This window comes from Roseivirga pacifica (genome assembly GCF_900111145.1).
Taxonomy (GTDB): Bacteria; Bacteroidota; Bacteroidia; order Cytophagales; family Cyclobacteriaceae; genus Roseivirga; species Roseivirga pacifica.
Window position 1 is genome coordinate 642,503 of record NZ_FOIR01000002.1, and the last position, 19,952, is coordinate 662,454.

Genomic DNA, 19,952 nt, shown 5'->3' on the forward strand with positions numbered 1-19,952 from the left:
CTGAGCAAGGCCGAAGGGTCGACCAAACAAAAAGGAAAATTGACCATTGACCATTGACAAATAAACCAATTGCCTAAAGCATGAGTGCATTCTACATCATATTAACCGCTAGCTTGTTTGCCATCTCCTGTGGCTTGCTGGGCAGCTTTCTCATTCTGCGCAAAATGGCCATGGTGGGCGATGCTATTTCACATGCTGTACTTCCGGGTATTGTCATTGCTTTTCTGCTTACCGGCACCCGCGACTCTTTCGAAATGATACTTGGTGCGGCTCTTTTGGGTATTTTCAGCACATTTCTTATCGAATACTTCCACAATAAAGCCCGGCTCCAAACTGATGCCGCCATTGGCGTTACGTTTACATGGCTTTTTGCTTTAGGCGTTATACTCATTTCCGTTTTTGCAGGCCAGGTTGATTTAGACCAAGAATGCGTGCTTTATGGCGAAATAGCCTACGTACCTATTGACCTTTGGATAACCGATTCTGGCGCTATTATGGGGCCGAGAGCCCTTTATATTGCTGCGCTTACACTGGTTGTGAACGTGCTATTCCTTCGCATTGGATTTAAGCAGCTTTACCTCACCACCTTCGACCCTTCATTTGCTGCTACAGTAGGCATTTCTGTAAGCCTTTGGAATTACCTTTTAATGGGAGCAGTATCAATGACCACGGTTTCCGCTTTCGATTCGGTTGGTGCCATCTTGGTGGTTGCCCTATTGGTCGCTCCACCGGCTACCGCCTACCTGCTCACCGAGAAATTCTCGCATATGCTGATTATCACCTGCATAATAGCAGTCGTTATCAGCATAGCAGGCTACTTCCTAGCCGTATGGCTTGACGGCTCCATTGCAGGCGCTATTGTAACCGTTGCCGGAATTCTATTCGCCATAACCTACCTGTTCGCTCCTAATACTGGGTTGATTACTAAACGATTGGCTAGTGCTTAGGGAGTTAGTTATCAGTATATCAGTTAATCCGAAAACAGTGGCATCCCTATAGGGACAGAGGGTTATTGGTTACTATTAGCTATCAGTAATCAGAAAAAAGGTTACAAAAACGAAAACCAACTTCTCCCCTAATTTAGGGGAGATACAGAGGGGTTAATAGCGAGTTATCAGTTCATCAGAGATCAGTGGTATTCCGAAAAGGCTTTATGCTTAAGGCTTTTAATTAGAAATAATCGCTATCCTTACTGTACTTAAGAAACATGAAGAATATTTTATCAATTATACTTTTGACTATAGTAGTCCAGAGTTACAGCCAAACAGTAATGCGAAATGTGAGCTGGGGAATGAGTAAATCAGAAGTAAGAGCTGTTGAAAAAGATGGCACCCTTGATGACACCAGATACTCAAACGGACTTCTATATCAAGGAGTCACCACATCAACAGGCCATACTGGGCGTTTAATCTATCTCTTCGATAATAATGATGAACTGAACCGAATATTACTAACGATATATGGAAAGGATACACCTGAAGAGTTAGGAACATGTAAAAACATTGTACCTACTTTCAATAAAATAAAAGCCACGAGAAGTTTATTCAATGACATAATGGACCAAGGCTATAGCTGTAAAGGATGGTTATTAAACGATTATGGGGCAGGCGACTTTAAATTTCCGTTGGGAGATGCTAACTGCACACTAGATAAAAGTTCCGCGGATAAGATGGACACTTATGACATTAAAGATTGGGATAGAAGAATAGACTATACCAACGAAACCACCAACCTGCTAATTTACTTCCACAAAATGGACAATTATTGGGATTTGGGCGAATTACCTTGTAATGAGAAAAAATACAACGAGCTTTTGGTCTTGAACTATAATCGAAAGAAGTAACTCAATACCCCAAAAGTTCTCCAACGATTATAAGTGAGAGCATCGATTACAAACCGATCATTCAATCACCCTTGCTACAAACGATGAGTGGTTATTAGTTATCAGCATATCAGTTAATCGGAAAACAGTGGCATCCCTTAAGGGACTGAGGGTAGGTTAGTTCAAAAGTTCGTGGTTCAAAATTTCGGTTACTGCAAAAGCCAATTACCCCGTCATTCTGATCCCGAGTATTCGGGAGAAAGAATCTCTCGCGGCCTTATATCTAACTGGGAAGTTGGGTAATCGGTAAATCAGTTAATCGAAGAACAGATTACGCAAACAAAAACCAACTTCTCCCCTAATTTAGGGGAGATTCAGAGGGGTAAGTAACAACAAACCAATCCAGCATAAACCGAAACCATAGCTCTAATTCCTGCCGAACCCCTATCTTTGCGCCATGCAAAGTTTGATGCAAAACAACGATACCATTATTGCCCTAGCTACTCCGCAGGGAGTTGGCGCCATTGGTGTTATCCGTCTTAGCGGACCAGAATCTATAAAGCTTACTAATCAGGTGTTTAAGGGGAAAAACCTTGAGGCTCAGGAAAGTCATACGATTCATTTTGGTACAATCCGTGATGGTGAAAAAATCTTAGATGAGGTACTGATATCGCTGTTTATTGCACCAAAATCCTTCACAAAAGAGAACGTAGTTGAGATATCTTGCCACGGTTCTAACTTCATTATCCGCCAGATCATCCAACTGCTGATTCGCAAAGGAGCACGGCCTGCCAAACCAGGAGAGTTTACCAAGCGCGCCTTTATGCATGGTCAGTTTGACTTGGCACAAGCCGAGGCTGTGGCCGACCTGATCAACGCTGATTCGGAAGCATCGCACCATACGGCACTGAACCAAATGCGTGGTGGCTTTTCTGGTGAGATCAAACGCCTGCGCGAAGAGCTGATTCACTTTGCCTCTATGATAGAATTGGAACTCGACTTTGGTGAAGAAGATGTGGAATTTGCCAGCCGTGATGACTTGAAAGACTTGGTGAACAAGTTGCTCAAAGTAGTGAACGCATTGATTCACTCTTTCGACTTGGGTAACGTAATTAAAAACGGTGTACCAACCGTGATTGCCGGTAAACCCAATGCGGGCAAGTCTACCCTACTGAATGCTTTGCTGAAGGAAGAAAAAGCCATTGTATCGGACATTGCCGGTACCACCCGCGATTTTATCGAAGATGAGATCATTATTGGTGGTGTGGCCTTCCGCTTTATCGATACGGCCGGATTGCGCGAAACCACTGATGCCATTGAAAAGATTGGCGTGGAGCGCACGCAAGCCAAAATGAAAACCGCTTCCATGATCATTTATCTCTTCGACCTATCGCAAGTTGATGTGGTTGAAATGAACAAGGAGATCAATGTTTTGGAGAACACCGGAGTGCCTTTCCTTAAGGTGGGCAATAAACTCGACAAGGTGAAGGAATCATTTGTGGAGCAGCTGCAAAAGCAGCATCCCGACATGCTCTTCCTTTCAGCTAATGAACCAGAGCAAGTAGAACTACTAAAAGACCGTATTCTAGAATTAGTAAACCTCGACAAGTTTAAACGTGGCGACACCGTGGTGACCAACATCCGCCACTACGATTCGCTACTCCAAACCAAAAACTCGCTAGACGCTGTAATTGAAGGCATAGACAATATGGTAAGCAACGACTTTGTGGCCATGGACATCCGCCAAGCCCTCCACTACCTCGGTGAGATTACAGGCGAAATCACAACGGATGATTTATTGGCAAATATTTTCAGTAAGTTTTGTATCGGAAAGTAAGACAAATCGACTTTAGAAAACTAAAGTGAACAAAAAAAGGCAACCATTTCTGGCTGCCCCAAAACCTAATCTAATCAACTTTATCTATGTAGATTTCTTTGTCTCAAATAATTAAGCAATAGCTGTGGTCTATCGGTTTGCATCATATTAACACCTCTCTCTATTAGCCAACCATAGCTTCCGTCCAAGTCAGTAACAGCTCTATCATCATGATGATTTGCACTCCTATTTGCCGTAATGGTATTCACCCAAATCCAACTACTATACTTATCTCCAACATTTAAGTATTCAACGGTAGCTGCTGTTTCTGATTCAAATCGCACCTGTAGTACACTAAAATTAAGGCTATCCTCAAACTGTTTTAGGTAAGCCGAGATGGCTCTGCTATTATCTTTAATTTTAGGCATGTAGTTAATCTTTTTCAAATAGTCTCCAGCCATTGATGACATCTCTTCATAAGCCTTGTAACTACCTAATGCTACTTGATCAATCATCCCTGTTTTTAAAAGAAGCGGGTATAAATCAGGAATTCGATTTTCTGCCTTGTCTAAATTCACTAAAATCCTACCCTTACACAGTACGAGTGCTTCTTCTAGTGTTGGAATTTCGTGCTCAGTTGGTCTTCCCAACCCATCTCTCAACCTTAGCATTTTGAGTTGTGCAAATGTTTTTGAGGAGACTGCCCCCTTACCTGTCGTGGTTCTATCTAAAGTTTTGTCGTGCATAAGCACCGGAACCCCATCTCTTGTAAAAGCCACATCAATCTCTACCATATCAACCCCCATATCTATACAGCTCTGTATTGCTGCAAGTGAATTTTCTGGGAAATTGCGCCAATCACCTCGATGGGCCACAACCATAACATAGTTTGGTTTTGGTTGCTTCATCATTGTTATTAACTCCGCAAATTCGGTAGTATTCTGTTGGCAGAAAGCAGGCAAAACCAACAAGTGCAATAGGAATGTTATCCTGTACTTCATGTGACTTTTAAAATAATAAGAGAAATTTGGGGAGACTTTCAAGCGTCTCCCCTTCTAGTTTATTTTCTATCTTGGTGCTTAGCATTGCCGCCAACTGTTGGCCAGCCTGCTACCGGTAAAGCTTCATTGTCAAAAACGCTTAGTGCATACAGAAATGAGCCACGGTTACCGAAATAAACGGTTCCATCTGTACCAATAACAGGAACAGTTGAATGATCTGCGTCTTCATATCGGAATTTCAGCATAGTTCCACCGGTTTCGCTATCTACTAAGTAAAAGTGATCGTCATTAGAGCCTATGTAAATTGTGCCCGTAGCTCCTAATGTTCCGCCAACCTTAAAATCATCTTCAGCGGGAGTCGACTCCCAAAGTTGGGCTCCAGATGCAGCATCTAGTTTGTACATTGCCATTGAAGCCTGGTCATCACCATCTTCCGTAGAAATGTATAGTCCTCCATCTTCGCCAAGTATTGGTGAATTAGCTCTAACTTCTCCAGGAACATCTCTCTGCCATATTTCGCTACCATCAGCAGTATTCAATGCGTATAAGTAACCGAAGTTTTCATCATTTTCTTCTGAGCCACCATACAGATATCCATTATCATCAATCACAAAATGCCCTTCGTATCGATCTCCATTCGTATCATAACCCCAAGTTTTCTCACCAGTTGATGCATTTACACCATAAACCATACTATCAATTGCCACAAAAACCATGTTGTTGTAATAAATTGGAGAAGACTGAATTCCGCCATCTTCATGCCCCCCATCAAAAGTCCAGTTCTCATTTCCTGAAGCATCAAAAGAGTAAAGAATACCATCGCCAGTCCCTACATACAAGTTGCCGTCAACATCTAATGCAGCACTGGATTTATCTATTTGCCCAGTTACATCAACACTCCACTTTTCGGCACCTGTTGCAGCATCTATGGCGTAGAATTTCTCCGCGTTTGAACCTACATAAACAGTTTGTCCGTCATCACTAATGGTTACACTGCTACGTACCCTTTCACCAGCTTCAAAAGTCCAAATAGCGGTTCCATTATCTTTATTTATTTTATATACATACCCGGCCCTATCACCGATATAAATATCCCCGTTATCATCAACTGAAGGAGAAGCTGTTTCCATACTATTGGTCAAGAATGTCCATTTAAGCCCTGCGATATACACCTTTTTAGTATAGGTGCCCACGGCTCCTTCATCATCTGTTACAGATAAGGTTACTTCGTATGTTTTTGCATCTTCACTATAAGTGTGTGTTGGGTTTGTTGCATCGGAAGTTGTTCCATCTCCAAAATCCCAGCTATAGCTAGTTATGGTACCATCGTCACTAGAGTTATCGGTAAAGTTCAATTCCATTCCCTTAAAGAAAATGGAATCAGTAGATGTTTCGCCATAAAGCAGTCCATCTGTAGTTTCAATAATATTTGATGTAGCAGCGATTCCAAAAGCAACATTAGGAATTTGGTTTCCATCAATAACATCTAACTCTTGTGTTTTAGTACCAACACCGCCTCGGTTGTCTGTTACAGTTAAGGAAATGGTGTATTTTCCAGGGTCAGTGTAAATTGTACTCGGGTTCTGTTCCGTAGAGCTACTCCCGTTTCCAAAGTCCCAGCTCCAAGATTCAATTTCTCCATCGCTATCAGTAGATAGATCTGTAAACGAAATTGTCTCCTCGGTTTCTGGTGCTGAAGAGCTAATGGAAAATGAAGCCGTTGGCAGAATATTTTCAGGATCTTCTTTTTTACAGGAGGCTACAATAATGAGCCCCAAAACAAGCAATAATAAGTGCTTTTTCATGATAAGGTTTGTTTTCATTGTTTTATAATTTGGTTGCATCTAATACTAATTGGTTGTGTATGGGCCAAAAGCTTTAATGGCCGGAAATTCTGGACTATTATCATTAAGTATGTAAACCATAAATTCATCTCCACTTGGGCTAACCCTAATGAGAACATGGCCTGAGGTTGATTTGAAATTGCTGGTTACAGAAGCATTACTTTCATAGAAATCACTCATGTTAGAAACAAAGAGGTCTGCTTTTCCATAAGCTCTTATCCTTCCTAAAACCTCTCCATTTACATGTGCATTATTATGAGCCTGTTGCACAATTACTCGAGGACTTAGCCCCCTCATTAAATTATTATTGGTAGCATCTTTATAGCCATGATGATTGAGCGCCATAGCACCAACTGGGTTCAAAACCTGAGCTATTTCGGATTCTATATCATAATCAGGAAAGTTATTCTCACCAGTTAAGTCACCTCCTGTGAAGTAAGAAAATGAACCATAATTAACAGTAAGAGCTATACTTAGTGCATTCCCGTTCCAGTCTCCATTCTTATCTACCAGAGGGGGATCAAAATTCAGGTGACGGGTTTCTGCATTACCTCCTGTCCAGATTTCACCATTGGCATAAACATTTTGCACATGAAATTGTGGGTAAGCAGAAGGGGTCTTAAGCAAAGGGAATTGATTGTTTGCCCCCACCTTAAATACCAAAGGAATCAAACCATTATTATCCCTCTGATACTTCAGAAAGTCAACATAGTTTTTAATGTCATCGCGATACTTTATAAGGTCAACTGGGAAGTTATAATCTGGGTAGCCTCGGTCGATCAAATACTCAATTGGTAGTAAATCTCCAACCTGAGTAATACCAGACAGCCTATATGGACCAACCTGAGAGCGCGGGGCACTATCATTGATCTTCCCCATATGATCAATATGAAAGTGGGATATTACGGCATAATCTATACTTGGTGATCTGTAATGTTCGGTAACACGAGTTATATAACTGGCAATCCACTGCCCGGGGCTTTTGCTATTGTTTGGATGAACAGAGAAGTCAGGTTCACTATCTCCAGGCATGTACTTATTGCCTGCATCGAATAACATATTAGTACCATCGGGAAAAACAAGGAAGGTAGCATCGCCACGACCGGTATTAATGTGATGTATATCGAGCCACCCGGGTTGCCAAGGCTCTAATTCCAAGCCAGAAAAGTTCAAAACGAAGCTCGTATCAGAAGTTAGCCCCTCATTATCCTCTACCGTTAGGGATACTTCCACCTCGCCCAATAGATTAAATGTTTTTTCAATCTTTGAACTCTCAATAGAATTCTCAGAAATTGTCCAAATTGATTTAGCTATTTCTCCATCCTCATCGGTTGATTGGTCTTCAAAAACCAATGTACTTCCTACATCATATTTATTGCCATCTATTACCCGCGCCCCAGTAATAGTAAAGGCTAGTGCAGGGGCGACATTCTCGTTTTCTACAGTTATGCTAGTGGAAGTTGAACCTGCCTCCCCATGGTTATCTACAACTGTAAGTGCTAATTCATAAACTCCTTCTTTGTTGTAAGCAACAGATGGTTCTTGCTCCTTTGAAGTTCTTCCATCTCCGTATTCCCATTGCCAGTCCAAAATATTACCATCTACATCGTAAGATGACTCCGTAAGCACTAATAGCTCGCCTGTTTTCACTATTTCAGAGCCAACTGTAAACTCCGCAATAGGTGGAATATTGGTTTGGTCCTTTTTACATGAGGCAATAGTTGCCAAGGCCACCAAAGTGGCAATAATTTTTAGACTATATTTTTTCATGATTTAGTAGCCTGGGTTCTGTGTGAAGTTATCAGAGTCTACAATATCAATTTCTGACTGAGGCAACGGCCTAAGCACATGGTGTACATCTATGTTTTCAGCCGCTATAACTGGATTGTATTGTCTCACACGTTCTACAAGTGCGTTTGACCGCACTAGATCGAACCAGCGCTTACCCTCTCCGGCCAATTCCCTTGCTCTTTCATCAAGAATGACATTAATATCAATACTTGTAAGTTCAGGTTGATTTGCTCTTCTTCTTACCGCATTTAGGTAATCCAAACCACCTCCATTCAGCCTATACTCGGCCTCGGCTGCAATCAGATATGTCTCTGCCAACCTGAATACTATAAAGTCTCGAGAGCCATCTCTATCCGATTGATCTACTCTATCTGGTTGATCAAACTTTCTTAAAGAAGGAAAGGTGCGTGAATCATATTCATCGGGATTAATTACTGTATAGGGTTTTACGTCTTTCTCTGCATCTGTTAGTGGAGTTCTTGGCAAATAAATGCACGTATCACCAATTGCTAAACTGCCATCATTAGGTAGTCTGGCCTCACTATTACAGTACCATACATTCTTGAATGACGCATTGAATCGAGGGTCGTTTTCTTCATACAATTCTAGCAAATAATTAGTTGGTCTAAATCTTTTAAAAGGTCTACCATTTTCTACATCGCGCTCCATGTGGTATTTGGCCAAATCATATTCCATCAAGAAAAATAAGTGTCCCCTATTACCATCGCCTCCATTATTAGACTCAATACTAGAAAACTGCACCGACCAGATAACTTCATTATTTTCCTGATTCTCTAACTTCCAGAGGTCTGCATAGTCAAAAAGCAATCTGTGTGGACTTCGATTGATAACTTCCTGAGCGTTACCAAATGCACGCTGATAATCAGAGGCGTCTCTACCTCTGGTTAAATACGCCAAGGCCAAAAAATTTCGTGCAGCCCAAGTACTTGGCCTACCAAATTGTACCGGGTTGGTGCTTAAATTTGCTGCCGCGAACTCTAAATCCTCGATAATACTCGTCAGTACTTCGTCAGTTGAGTTTCTTGAAAAACCAGTTTCTACCCCAACAGTTTCATCCAACTTAATAGGTACACTACCGTAATTCCTCACTAGCCAGAAATAGTAGTACGCCCTTAAAAACCGAGCTTGACCAAGCAGGTCGTTCTTCTCCGCTTCGGGCATATCTACCTCTTGCGATCTATTAATGGCAGTATTAGCATTATTAATGCCTCTATAGCACACCTCCCATAAAAGCTCAATTTTCTCTGAAAGAGGGTTCAAATCAGAGTTATATCGGTTAAACTGCTTACTAGACCAACTGGAGCTTTCATCGGCTGCCTCGGTAAAAGTATCTGTTCCGAATACCGTAAAGGTATAGTGCTCCTCTAACCCTATCCAATCCCTCATAGGTGCATATACTCCATCTACAGCATCTCTTAAACCAACCGGAGTCGTAAAAAAGTTATTCGCTGTAACTCTATTGGGGTCCACTTCTTCCAGAAAGCTCTCGCAAGCAAATAATGTTAGAAGAGCTGAAACTACGAGCAACAAAAGTTTTATTGATTTCATGTTGACCATTAAAATTTAATTGACAATCCTGTAATAAACTGTTTAGTGTTAGCGGCTTGTGCGAATTTTGTATCGCCAGAAAATGTTGGTTGTTCAGGGTCTAACCCTTCAAAATCTGTAAAAAGAAAAGGGTTCTGAGCCATTACATAAACCCGCACATGGTTGAGAAACAATTTTCTTGATATCCGCCTCGGAAATGTGTAGCCAAGCGTGATATTTCTGACTCTAACAAAAGAGCCATCTTCTATTGATAGTACCCTCAGATTATCAGGTTGGTCGTCACTATTTGGTCTAGGTGCCACATTCGAAGCATTTTCTGGTGTCCAGTAATTGATGGCAACATTTCCATCTCTCGACCTTAATGTATTGTACCTATCCTTAAACTCGTTTTTAGCCAAAAAACCTTGCCTTGTACTGACCGAGACACTTAAGTCAACCCCTTTAAAACTCCATTTTGAATACAGGCCGCCAGTCCATGAAGGCAATTGACTACCTAGGACCTGGCGATCATTATCATTAATTACACCATCATTATTTAAGTCAACCAGTTTAATATCTCCAGGATCGGCTCCGTATTCATTAGCCAGCTCTTCTTCATTTAATTGCCATATACCATTAAACACATTGTCGTAAAAAACCCGTACAGGACTGCCAATAAATAGATTATTACCAATATCATCGATAGAGGTATCTCCAAACAAATCAAGAATTCTGTTGGTATTCTTAGCAAAGTTTAAGTCCATTACCCATTCAAAATCCTGACCATCCAGCAAGTCTGCCCCAATTGTCACTTCTATACCTTTGTTTTGGGTAGATCCTATATTGGTTACTATGCTTTCAAAACCTGTAATTAAAGGAATCCTTCTTTCAAAAAGCAGATCGGTTGTTTTGGCACTGTAGTAATCTAGTGTAGTTCTCAGCCTTCCATTTAAAAACGAAACATCCACACCTATATCAAACTGTTTTGTGCGCTCCCAGTCCAAATCCATATTAGCAATGGACGATGATTCGAAGCCACTTCCGTCTTCATCACCAAAATAGTAATCGGTCCCCTTTAGTCCTGCTTGCGAATCGTACGGGTCTATGGCTTGATTACCCGTAATGCCATAACTGGCTCTTATTTTTAAATCACTTACAATTCGTTGGCTTTGAAAAAACGGTTCTGAATGAACATTCCAAGCCACTGCCATAGATGGGAAAAACGCCCATTTGTTACCATCGGCCAAAACGCTAGACCCATCTGCCCTACCAGTAAGCGTAGCCAAGTATTTACCTTTGTATTTATAGTTAAGCCTTAGCATAGATGAAACCAACTGCGAAGCAACTTTGGTATTGCTGACCACTGGGATTTGTGCAGCATCACCAATTCCAAAAAATGTAACTTCAGGTGCTTGGTTAAGCTGATTGGCACGCATAACGGATACTATCTGTTGCTTTTCTTGCAAACTGAATAGCATGGTTGAGGACAGCGAATGATCATTAAAAGTTTGATCGTACTGAAGTATGTTTTCAAAAGTATAGCCTAATGATTCCCGCTTTGTAATCTCTACATAGTTTACTTCCCCTTTTTGTGATGTGGCATATTGGCCTCTAAACTCATTTTGAGTTCTTAACCTAATATCGCCCCCTAGGTTGGCCTTATAATAAAGGTTATCATTAAGTTCTAATTGAAAATAAAAGGTTGGAAATATCCTTGTCCTTAAATCCTCATCAACTGAATTCTCTTTTAAGGTGTTGAATAACGGATTGAAACGGAGAGGATCTTCGGATGTCTGAAATAATAAATCTCCATTTTCGTCTCTTACCAAACTTAATGGATCGGTTCTATATACCTGATCCAAGCCATCTGTTCCACCAAAACCTCCACTATTACCTTTAGACTGCGATATAAATGTAGATGTACCAAACTCAAGCCCTTCGGAGGGGTTACTATCAAAATTAAAGCGCACATTATAGCGCGTAAAATCTACATTTTCAATTGGGTAGTCTTCCTTAAAATAGCCCGCAGAAAAGAAGTACTGCTTTTTGTCGTCAATAGTGCCACCAACTGAAACATTGATATTTTGAATTGCTCCTTGACCGTAAACTTGATCTTGCCAATCAGTAGATTCCCCTTTTTCAATTCTTTCTAATTCAAAGGGAGCAAATGAGTCTTCTATTGAAGGCAACTCATCCAACCTAAAGCGCGTTCTTTCGGCCTCTCTTCTAAATTGAATAAACTCTTCGGGGTTCATCATGTCCACCTTATTGGCAGCGGAAGTAACTCCATAGTAGGTGGATAAATCTATACTTAGTCCAGAAGTATTACTTCTCTTAGTTGTTATAATAATAACTCCGTTTGCCGCCCTAGAACCATAAATTGCTGTAGATGAAGCGTCTTTCAGTATCTCAACAGAAGAAACCTCATTAGAATTGATATCATTTAACGTTCCTTCGAAAGGAATTCCATCCAGCACAATCAAAGGGTCATTTGATGCAAGGATTGATCTTTCTCCTCTAATTCTTACGGTAGACTCTTGACCAGCCGCAAAGGACTGAGAAACAACATCTACACCTGCCACTCTGCCTTGTATAGCCTGTACGGGAGAAGCCTGCGGATTTGACCTGATTAACTCTCCATCAACCTTAGCAACAGCACCAGTTAAATCACTCTTAACTTGACTTCCGTAGCCCACAACAACCACTTCATCTAAATCCTCAACCTTTGGTTCTAAGTACACCTCATAGACATGGTTCGGCACAACTTTTCTAGTCTGCTCTTTATATCCCACATAGGAAAAGTTTAATTCTTGACCGATAAGGCTATCAGGTAAAGGAAAATGAAACTCACCATCACCATCAGTTATAACACCAATAGCAGAGTTAGTAACACGTACGGTTGCTCCTGCAAGTGGTTCATCAAACTCAGCATCCCAAACCTTACCGTTAATATCAATTGTTGAGCTTAATTGCTCCTTTACCCTCATATAAACGGTGTTCTTTGTTCGCTTAAAGGCTATCCCTTTCTGTTGAACTTCGTCAAGCACCACTTTTATAGGATATCGTTTTTCAGGAAAGTCCAATGGCACTCCTTTAATCGCACCTGGGTTATAAACAAACCTTAAAAAGGTCTGCCGTTCAATCTGTCCAATTAATTCTGTAAGGCTGTATTGGTTCTTTTCCAATACTAACTCTGACCCTTGCAATGCTGAGTCTAAGGTTGTTTGCCCATAGCCCCCCTTAATGGAAAGTAAGAGGAAAAAAATAAGGCAAAGCGATGCCATTAATGCATTAAAACGCATAGTTCTTATTCTAAAATCTTTAAACTTTTATCTTAGTGGGGCCTGTTTAACCAGACCATTAAAATCGGTTAATCACATGAAAATGAAGTGATTAAAATACTACCCTCAGTAAACTCATATTGTAAACCTGGGTAAGCAAACGAGAGTCCTTCCAAAATAGCATCCATTGACTCTGTTGCTTCAAAACTACCATGGAGCAAACATCCTTTATAATTGTTTGTAGAATGACCAAACCTAACCTGTACATCAAAATGACGCCCAATACGATTAAAAGCTTCATCTACAGGCAAATCCGGAATTATCAATCTGCCATCCTTCCAGCTCGAGAACATACTAGCATTTACATTTTTTTGCTTTGTAAGCCCTCCGTCAACTATTATGGCTTGCTCATTTGGGGTTAATACCAACTCTCTATCGGCATTTTTTACATTCACTTTGCCAGAAACCACCGTTACCTTAGCTACTTCTCCTCTATAGGCCATTACGTTAAATGATGTACCAAGAACAGTGGTTGTAAGCTCCCCAGATTTAATCTTAAAGGGTAGTTGTTCATTTCGTTCTACATTGAAGAAAGCCTCACCTTCTAATGAGAGGTTTCGATTGTCAAGCCCAAACCCATCTGAGTATGTTAGGCTACTACCTTCGTTCAAGACCACGCTGCTTCCATCAGGTAACTTCAACTCCAGTATTTCTTCTGCGTAAAAAGCTTCCCCTTCCACAAAGTGAGACTTATTATTGAGCACCTTGCTTATCACTAAACCAAAGGTTGCAATCAAAACCAATGCTGCTGCCACCCTATAGAGCTGGGCTGGCCACTTTACAACCTTTACTTTAGGTAGAGACATGGACTTTTGTATTCTGAACCAAATTATCTCTCGCTCTTTTTCGTCAACGGTATAATCCGTCTTCTGCAACTCTTCATAAAATGTCTCATAAATCTCTGACTCTTGTTTGGAGGCAGACTTGCTGACAACTCGATGAAGTATTCTATTAAATTCTTCAGATTTCATTCACTATAATTCTTTTGGCTTACGCCTTTCATGAATAGAGTGCAGATTAGCGGTGTTGGCACCTATGTTAATTTGATCAAAAAAGATGAATTAATGATTTCGTAACACAGATAACAATTAGCTATTAAATAGCATCAAAAACAGGCCTATTAACAACTCTTCGCTTTTGAGTAGACCTAACGCTTTGTTGATCTGGTTCTCCACGGTACTAACACTTATATTGAGTTTTTCAGCAATCTCTTTGTTCGACATGTTTTCGAACCTACTTAATTCAAAGACCTGTCTGCAACGTGTTGGTAGTTTCTGGAGACTACGTTGGAGGGCTTCATTTAACTGAGTCAGGTTTACAGTTTGCTCGGTATCTAAGTTATCTATACTTAGTTGATCAACTACAGCCAATTGAAGATCTGTAAGCCGCCTGTCTTTTAACTTTCTGGAGACCTGATACTTAACAGATTGATATAAGTAACCTCCCAAATTATGTATGTTGAGACTCTCTCTTCGATTCCAGAAATCTAGAAAGACCTCCTGAATAATATCTCTGGCACTTTCTTCATCACCTAGTACGTTTCGGGCAGAAACAAAAAGTGGTTCCCAGAATCTGTTGTAAACTTCTTCGAAACTTGATTCATTGCCAGCTTTTATGGCCAGCATGATTTTTTGATCCTCGGTCACTATTTTTTCATTAAAGTAGAATTTCTGGCGGATATAATTCAAAGGCTTTGAGTTGTATAATAATTACCTTTAAGTAAAATATTTTACCCGTTCTTTCATTTAACTTAGCACAGGATTAAACAAACAAAGGCCACTATTTATGTGGCCTTCGTTTGTTAAGTTGAACCTCTATTCGCATCCGCAGTCTATAATAAGCTTTTGGCTATATACCCTGCCCATACCGATAATTTTTAGCAAGTAAACGCCATTGGGTAGTTGTTCTCCTTCGCTATTAAAATCCCACTCAATTATTTCCCCTCCTCTTGACTTAATTCTTTTAGAGCTTACCAATTGTCCCTGAAGGTCAAACAAACTAAATTCATAAAGCCCTTCCTCAAACCCCGATTCTAGCTGCACATTGACAATACCTGAACTTGGATTAGGGTAAATATCATAAGTAGTCAAATCAGGCTCTTGTTTTTTATTTACCAAAGCCATCGTCTCATAATTTTGTGAAGACCCACCGCTTCCAAAACCAAGCATATCCTGATAATATGTACAACCTCCCAATCTATCCCGATCACTTTTATTGGTTGTACTGTCATTAGGAAAATCCGAAACATTTAGAAAGGGGTTTGTATGGTTAAGTAAGCTAAAAGCATCCTCTGGAGTAGGGTCAGGATCAAAGTAATCATCCATGGCCTTTTTAAAGGCATCAGTCCTGCAGAGAGCATTTCCTTGCCATGTGAGGTGGCTCATCACCGCACTATTATAAACAAAGTTTAAATCTGGGTTTGATGCTATATGATTAAGTACATAATCCTCTAATCCATAATCAGAGTACATACAATCGAATTTGCCATCGGGTGTTGCCACATGAAGCCTCATCTGCCCACTTTCCTGAACAATATTGAAATAAACCTCACTAGTCAAATGATTAAAAGGCGTATGTTCCGGCTCCCAGAATGTTGTATTCCAATAATAATCTTCAGTACCATTTTCAACAAACCTTGTTACATACAAATTACCTTCAGAATTAGCACCTAGTCGCCAGTAAACCGTTTTATCAAGCCCCATTAGTTCTACCAACACTTTGTTCTTGATATTAGCTGGAATAGCCTTGAAATTGACTGAGAAACCATTTTCTAAAGAACTCTTATCCAAACCGTTAGCAATAGGCGTATAATTTGGAAAACTAGTAGGAACGGTGCTTCCCGAGTTTCTGTCCCGAAATTCAATCAGGTTTTTCGGAAAATCTGTAATGATGTAATCATACCCCTTGCCTATAAGCCATTCAAAGTTATTTCGCTTCTCCTCATCGAAGTTGATATATCTCTCTTTAGCTCCTTTTGTCCAGTAACCTTCACAAGTAGAAGGTGCTTCTGAGAACACTCCTACTTTAAGTCCATGGGATTGGGCAGTAGAAATAGCCATGAGCAGGAAACTCTTTACAGAATCCCCATTGGGCTCATTTTTTAATCTGATTTCTATCCCCTCAACCGAAATACCAGGAACAGATTTGACACCATCCTTCACAGCCATCCAATCATAAAAATAAGTTGTTAAAGAAGGTATTTCCTCTCCAAGTTTTGGTGTATACGCTATTTTCGGACTTATCAACTTCTCACCTTGACGAACGCTATGGTGCACCAAAACACTATCTACCCTTCTCCAAATGGGGTCATCATAAGCGTATTTACCCTTAAAGACAATCCTATCTAGGATGTTTTTCTCTATAGCCAGTCCTATCGCTTTGAGAAATACAGCATCGAAAAATGGCTGTCCATTCACTTTGCCACTTCCTTGAGGAACCTGAGCAGGTATCCCAATATCCATATTGATCGGCAGGGTAATATTTTCATTAGCAATGTGTGTAAAGGCCCCATTTAGATCCAAAAGTTTTTCAGATGACTGTTGATTGAAACGATCATATAAGTAATAGTTTTTAATCTCATTCCAAGTAAGGTCATAAACAGAAGAGGTTGGATAAGTGCTCGAAATATCGCGAAGTATTTTCTGTGGCTGATCATCATGAAACAAAATGGGATGTTTATCCTTAGTACTTCTAATATCCAATTCAATCCAATCCATGCCTGTAATATTGGCTGCGGCATCTATGGCGTTGATAGAGTTTTGTACTACCCCAGCCTCTTCCCAGTACCCGCGATGAGAGGCAACAGTAATATCATGGTTTGAATTAAATAGCCCAGAATAGTCACCATTAAACTCTATAAAATCATTCAGTTGCAGAGTCTGGACTCCTGGTAGTTTAATTTTCTGGATATCCACTGGCAAAGCTTCATTAAAAAACTCCACCACTATTTTAACATCCAGTTTACTGGCTCTCCAAGTAACAAACTCCTGTAATTGAGCCCCCCTTTGCGCATAACGCGGTATTACTTTAGGATACCATTGGTTAGACCAGATAGTATAACTGGTACCTCCACAAAACCAAGGTATCCCCCAAAAACCGCCACAATAGAAAGGTGCTTCATTATCTACCTCCCAATTGGTCATTGTGCTTTGCCCGTTTAAATGGACCAACTCAGTACCATAAATTAGCCCTGCTGAAACATTGCCTTGAGAATAATCTGGCTTATTGAACATGGTAACCTTAATATTACCGGATTTTGCGTCTCCAAATATTCCAAATTCATTACTGTCTCTGTTTGACAATGACAGTGCCTGACTTACATCAAGCTGGCGCTCAAAAACGAAAGTTCTCGTTTGGGCATTTAATTGATTGAGACAGATCAGACCAATCAGGCTCATTGTTAGAATCCCTGTAAACTTCATATGAAACTTATTTGGTCCTTTTTACCAATGCTTCCAAAGCCTCCAGTCTGGATTTCAATTCTTGAATTTCCTCATTTTGAGTCTCAAGCTGTTCTTCTTGTTCAATGGTATGAAGGACTAGCTCTTCAATATTCTTCAATTGGCCCATTAACATATCATGGATTTGATAGTGGTTCTTTTTCTTAAGCTCAGCTATACCTGGTATTCCTGGCAGATGTTTATGTTCAGCTACATATTGTTTCAATTCAATAAGAGAGCTCAACTGATAATCTTCTTCGAATACATAATCCGGAGTATCATCCCATGCATCGGGGTCAGATATGGCATAATCAACACTTACCACTCCTTTTTCAACCCATAGCAAGTATTCAGAAAGGTATTCTCCGGTGTTAAAAGGAATAGGAGTTGTATTCTCTGGGGAAATATGAACCGCCCCATCAACTGTAAGCACCGTACCATTCACCAAAACATCAGTACCCAACTTCATGGTATTGGCTTTTAGGCTTCCGGCCACAGCCAGCTTTTCCTGAGGATTAAGGTCGCCAATGCCCACATTACCGTTGGTTGCGATAGTCATCTTCACATATCCTCCGGCAGCAATATTGGTTTTGTCGTTCAAAGCACCTATAAATGCTCCACCACTCACAGCACTACCATTCGCTACTTTAACACCATTACTCTCGGCAATAATCCCTCCCATTACATGAAGTTTCTTTTCAGGATTACTAGTACCAATGCCAACTTTACCGTTTCCATTAATTCGCATTACTTCCTGAGTATTAGACAGTAAAGTCCCTGAATTTACCCCTTTAGTAAAAAACTGAATGGGTCTTGCATTAGCGGCCATCAATTGTAATCCCCCATTGTTAGTGCCTCCTAAATCCCTATCAGCCTGAATGCCAGCAGTAAAATCGCCCCCATCACTATAATTAAAGTAAAGTCCACCTGCATAATTAACACCAGGCCTTGTTATGACAATACCGTCTTGATCGTCCAACACTTTAACATGAAGTTTAGCCTGTGGAGTATAGGTGCCTATACCAACTCGCAACGTAGGATACGAAGTCAACGTCATAATACCATAGGTACCAAATGCACTATGATTGGAGCTTGGGTCATAAGCGAAATTCAGAATAGGACCATCATTATAAATACTAAAGGCAGTACTTCCCGTCTGCATCCGCAAATTGGAAATATTGTTAGAGTTATCGCTATTAATAGTGTAACGATCCAGATTCGTCCCAGTCCCATAGCCTGAATACGTTTGTGACCATAGAACAGTGCTTGAAAAGAGTATAAATGCGACCGCCATTGAAAAGCGAGAAGCTGAGAAAAAGAAGTTTTGTGTTTTCATTTTTACGAGGTTTTATAAGGATAGTGCATCATTAAGTATTGAGCACCCACGGAGGCATGTTACCATATGGTTAAGGATTCGGATGGGCTTAGAATAAGGGTTGATTAGTGGTTTAAGCGAAAGGTTTTAAAGTAATGCAATCTTGTAACCCGATATTTTGTAGAAGTCCCTCAGATATCTCTACCTGCACCAATGGCTCAGATAGTATTTAGTCGTTCTTATTAACAGGGTATAAACTGTCATTAACAACTCTACCAATTCTCTACGGGTAAGATCAAACCAACGGTTGTCTTCACCAATTACGTTCATCCAAAACAGCATTATCAAACTCTTAATCGACTTCTGAAAAAGTTAGTCCGTTTCAGGGCGGGAAACGGAGCCTCATCCCCTTTAGACCAGATGGTTCGACCGGTTCGCCACCATATGACTGAACAGTTCAGGCTGTTCAGCTAAGCTCAGAATAGTTTGTTCGGGTGAATGTACTTCGTTGTTGGTCTCGAAGAAGTTTTTGAGGAAAACGGAGTAATGTGATTCCTTAATAGCTGTCATTTAGTGCCCTATTTACAGTTTACCAGCTAGCTTTAGGTTGGAAAATACGGTTTTAACCGCTTTAAACAAGATTGTTCAGCCGGTTAGGTTTCCATATAACCGCACGGTTCGACCGGTTTGCTACCATGTGACCGTAAGGTTCGCGGGCTGTTAAGCCGATATTGATGTAGCTAGTTCGGGCGAACGTACTTCGTTGTTCGGTTGGATTGAGGTTATAGGGGAAAAGGGTTAGTGCCCACCTTAATAGCCTCGATTTAGTACTGTGTTAGTGGTTTGTCAGCCGAACATAGATCGGAATGTTTTGACTTTAACCGCTTATACCTATTGGGAGTTTCTGAAGTTGAAATAATTACCTTTGTTTTCCTTTATTTGGAATATGGTGTAGGAAAATAATTAGCCCCTCGTTGCTATTTGGTTGCTAAAATTTTACAACTAACTGATAATCAATATATTCATTTTTCTGTA

Annotated in this window: 12 protein-coding genes; 3 read left to right on the forward strand and 9 right to left on the reverse strand. The window is 40.5% G+C overall.

The annotated features are described in order from the left end of the window. Positions 1 to 80: 80 nt before the first annotated feature. The 3 genes from BMW98_RS11600 to mnmE all read left to right on the forward strand — a co-directional run bounded on the left by BMW98_RS11600 (position 81) and on the right by mnmE (position 3,659). Positions 81 to 947 carry a metal ABC transporter permease gene (locus BMW98_RS11600; RefSeq protein ID WP_090258751.1) on the forward strand — a complete coding sequence of 289 codons (867 nt, stop codon included), beginning with the start codon at positions 81 to 83 and terminating at the stop codon, positions 945 to 947. Positions 948 to 1,207: 260 nt separating this feature from the next. Then, complete coding sequence (locus tag BMW98_RS11605) at positions 1,208 to 1,843, forward strand: hypothetical protein (RefSeq protein WP_139177524.1); 636 nt, start codon at positions 1,208 to 1,210, stop codon at positions 1,841 to 1,843. A gap of 436 nt (positions 1,844 to 2,279) precedes the next feature. After that, entirely contained in the window at positions 2,280 to 3,659 is a 1,380-nt protein-coding gene (gene mnmE / locus BMW98_RS11610) for a tRNA uridine-5-carboxymethylaminomethyl(34) synthesis GTPase MnmE (protein WP_090258753.1), read from the forward strand. 80 nt (positions 3,660 to 3,739) lie between these two features. Here mnmE and BMW98_RS11615 read toward each other — a convergent pair whose 3' ends face one another. The 9 genes from BMW98_RS11615 to BMW98_RS11655 form a co-directional block, all read right to left on the reverse strand. Next, positions 3,740 to 4,639, reverse strand: coding sequence for a glycerophosphodiester phosphodiesterase family protein (locus tag BMW98_RS11615; protein WP_090258754.1), 900 nt, complete (start codon positions 4,637 to 4,639; stop codon positions 3,740 to 3,742). Between the two features lie 59 nt (positions 4,640 to 4,698). Continuing rightward, positions 4,699 to 6,444: an outer membrane protein assembly factor BamB family protein gene (locus BMW98_RS11620; RefSeq protein WP_162844735.1), complete on the reverse strand. Its 1,746-nt coding sequence runs from the start codon at positions 6,442 to 6,444 to the stop codon at positions 4,699 to 4,701. 45 nt (positions 6,445 to 6,489) lie between these two features. After that, entirely contained in the window at positions 6,490 to 8,253 is a 1,764-nt protein-coding gene (locus tag BMW98_RS11625) for a PKD domain-containing protein (protein ID WP_090258756.1), read from the reverse strand. Between the two features lie 3 nt (positions 8,254 to 8,256). After that, entirely contained in the window at positions 8,257 to 9,843 is a 1,587-nt protein-coding gene (locus BMW98_RS11630) for a RagB/SusD family nutrient uptake outer membrane protein (protein ID WP_162844734.1), read from the reverse strand. Between the two features lie 8 nt (positions 9,844 to 9,851). Next, positions 9,852 to 13,124 (reverse strand): SusC/RagA family TonB-linked outer membrane protein, encoded by a 3,273-nt coding sequence (locus tag BMW98_RS11635; RefSeq protein ID WP_090258758.1) that lies wholly within the window; start codon positions 13,122 to 13,124, stop codon positions 9,852 to 9,854. A gap of 68 nt (positions 13,125 to 13,192) precedes the next feature. After that, a complete protein-coding gene (locus BMW98_RS11640; RefSeq protein ID WP_090258759.1) occupies positions 13,193 to 14,134 on the reverse strand; it encodes a FecR family protein in 942 nt (313 codons plus the stop codon). A 117-nt stretch (positions 14,135 to 14,251) separates the two neighbouring features. Further along, on the reverse strand, positions 14,252 to 14,851 hold the full coding sequence (locus BMW98_RS11645) for an RNA polymerase sigma factor (protein WP_090258760.1): 600 nt from the start codon (positions 14,849 to 14,851) through the stop codon (positions 14,252 to 14,254). A gap of 126 nt (positions 14,852 to 14,977) precedes the next feature. Continuing rightward, positions 14,978 to 17,584, reverse strand: coding sequence for a glycerophosphodiester phosphodiesterase family protein (locus BMW98_RS11650; RefSeq protein ID WP_090258761.1), 2,607 nt, complete (start codon positions 17,582 to 17,584; stop codon positions 14,978 to 14,980). Positions 17,585 to 17,591: 7 nt separating this feature from the next. Then, positions 17,592 to 18,938: a hypothetical protein gene (locus BMW98_RS11655; RefSeq protein WP_139177525.1), complete on the reverse strand. Its 1,347-nt coding sequence runs from the start codon at positions 18,936 to 18,938 to the stop codon at positions 17,592 to 17,594. Positions 18,939 to 19,952: the final 1,014 nt, after the last annotated feature.

What these genes read in the sequence shown, in the direction of transcription:
- BMW98_RS11615 (WP_090258754.1), bottom strand. Translation starts at nt 4,639, where the DNA reads ATGAAGTACAGGATAACATTCCTATTGCACTTGTTGGTTTTGCCTGCT.
- BMW98_RS11650 (WP_090258761.1), bottom strand. Translation starts at nt 17,584, where the DNA reads ATGAAGTTTACAGGGATTCTAACAATGAGCCTGATTGGTCTGATCTGT.
- BMW98_RS11655 (WP_139177525.1), bottom strand. Translation starts at nt 18,938, where the DNA reads ATGAAAACACAAAACTTCTTTTTCTCAGCTTCTCGCTTTTCAATGGCG.
- BMW98_RS11620 (WP_162844735.1), bottom strand. Translation starts at nt 6,444, where the DNA reads ATGAAAAAGCACTTATTATTGCTTGTTTTGGGGCTCATTATTGTAGCC.
- BMW98_RS11630 (WP_162844734.1), bottom strand. Translation starts at nt 9,843, where the DNA reads ATGAAATCAATAAAACTTTTGTTGCTCGTAGTTTCAGCTCTTCTAACA.
- BMW98_RS11635 (WP_090258758.1), bottom strand. Translation starts at nt 13,124, where the DNA reads ATGCGTTTTAATGCATTAATGGCATCGCTTTGCCTTATTTTTTTCCTC.
- BMW98_RS11640 (WP_090258759.1), bottom strand. Translation starts at nt 14,134, where the DNA reads ATGAAATCTGAAGAATTTAATAGAATACTTCATCGAGTTGTCAGCAAG.
- BMW98_RS11625 (WP_090258756.1), bottom strand. Translation starts at nt 8,253, where the DNA reads ATGAAAAAATATAGTCTAAAAATTATTGCCACTTTGGTGGCCTTGGCA.
- mnmE (WP_090258753.1), top strand. Translation starts at nt 2,280, where the DNA reads ATGCAAAGTTTGATGCAAAACAACGATACCATTATTGCCCTAGCTACT.
- BMW98_RS11605 (WP_139177524.1), top strand. Translation starts at nt 1,208, where the DNA reads ATGAAGAATATTTTATCAATTATACTTTTGACTATAGTAGTCCAGAGT.
- BMW98_RS11600 (WP_090258751.1), top strand. Translation starts at nt 81, where the DNA reads ATGAGTGCATTCTACATCATATTAACCGCTAGCTTGTTTGCCATCTCC.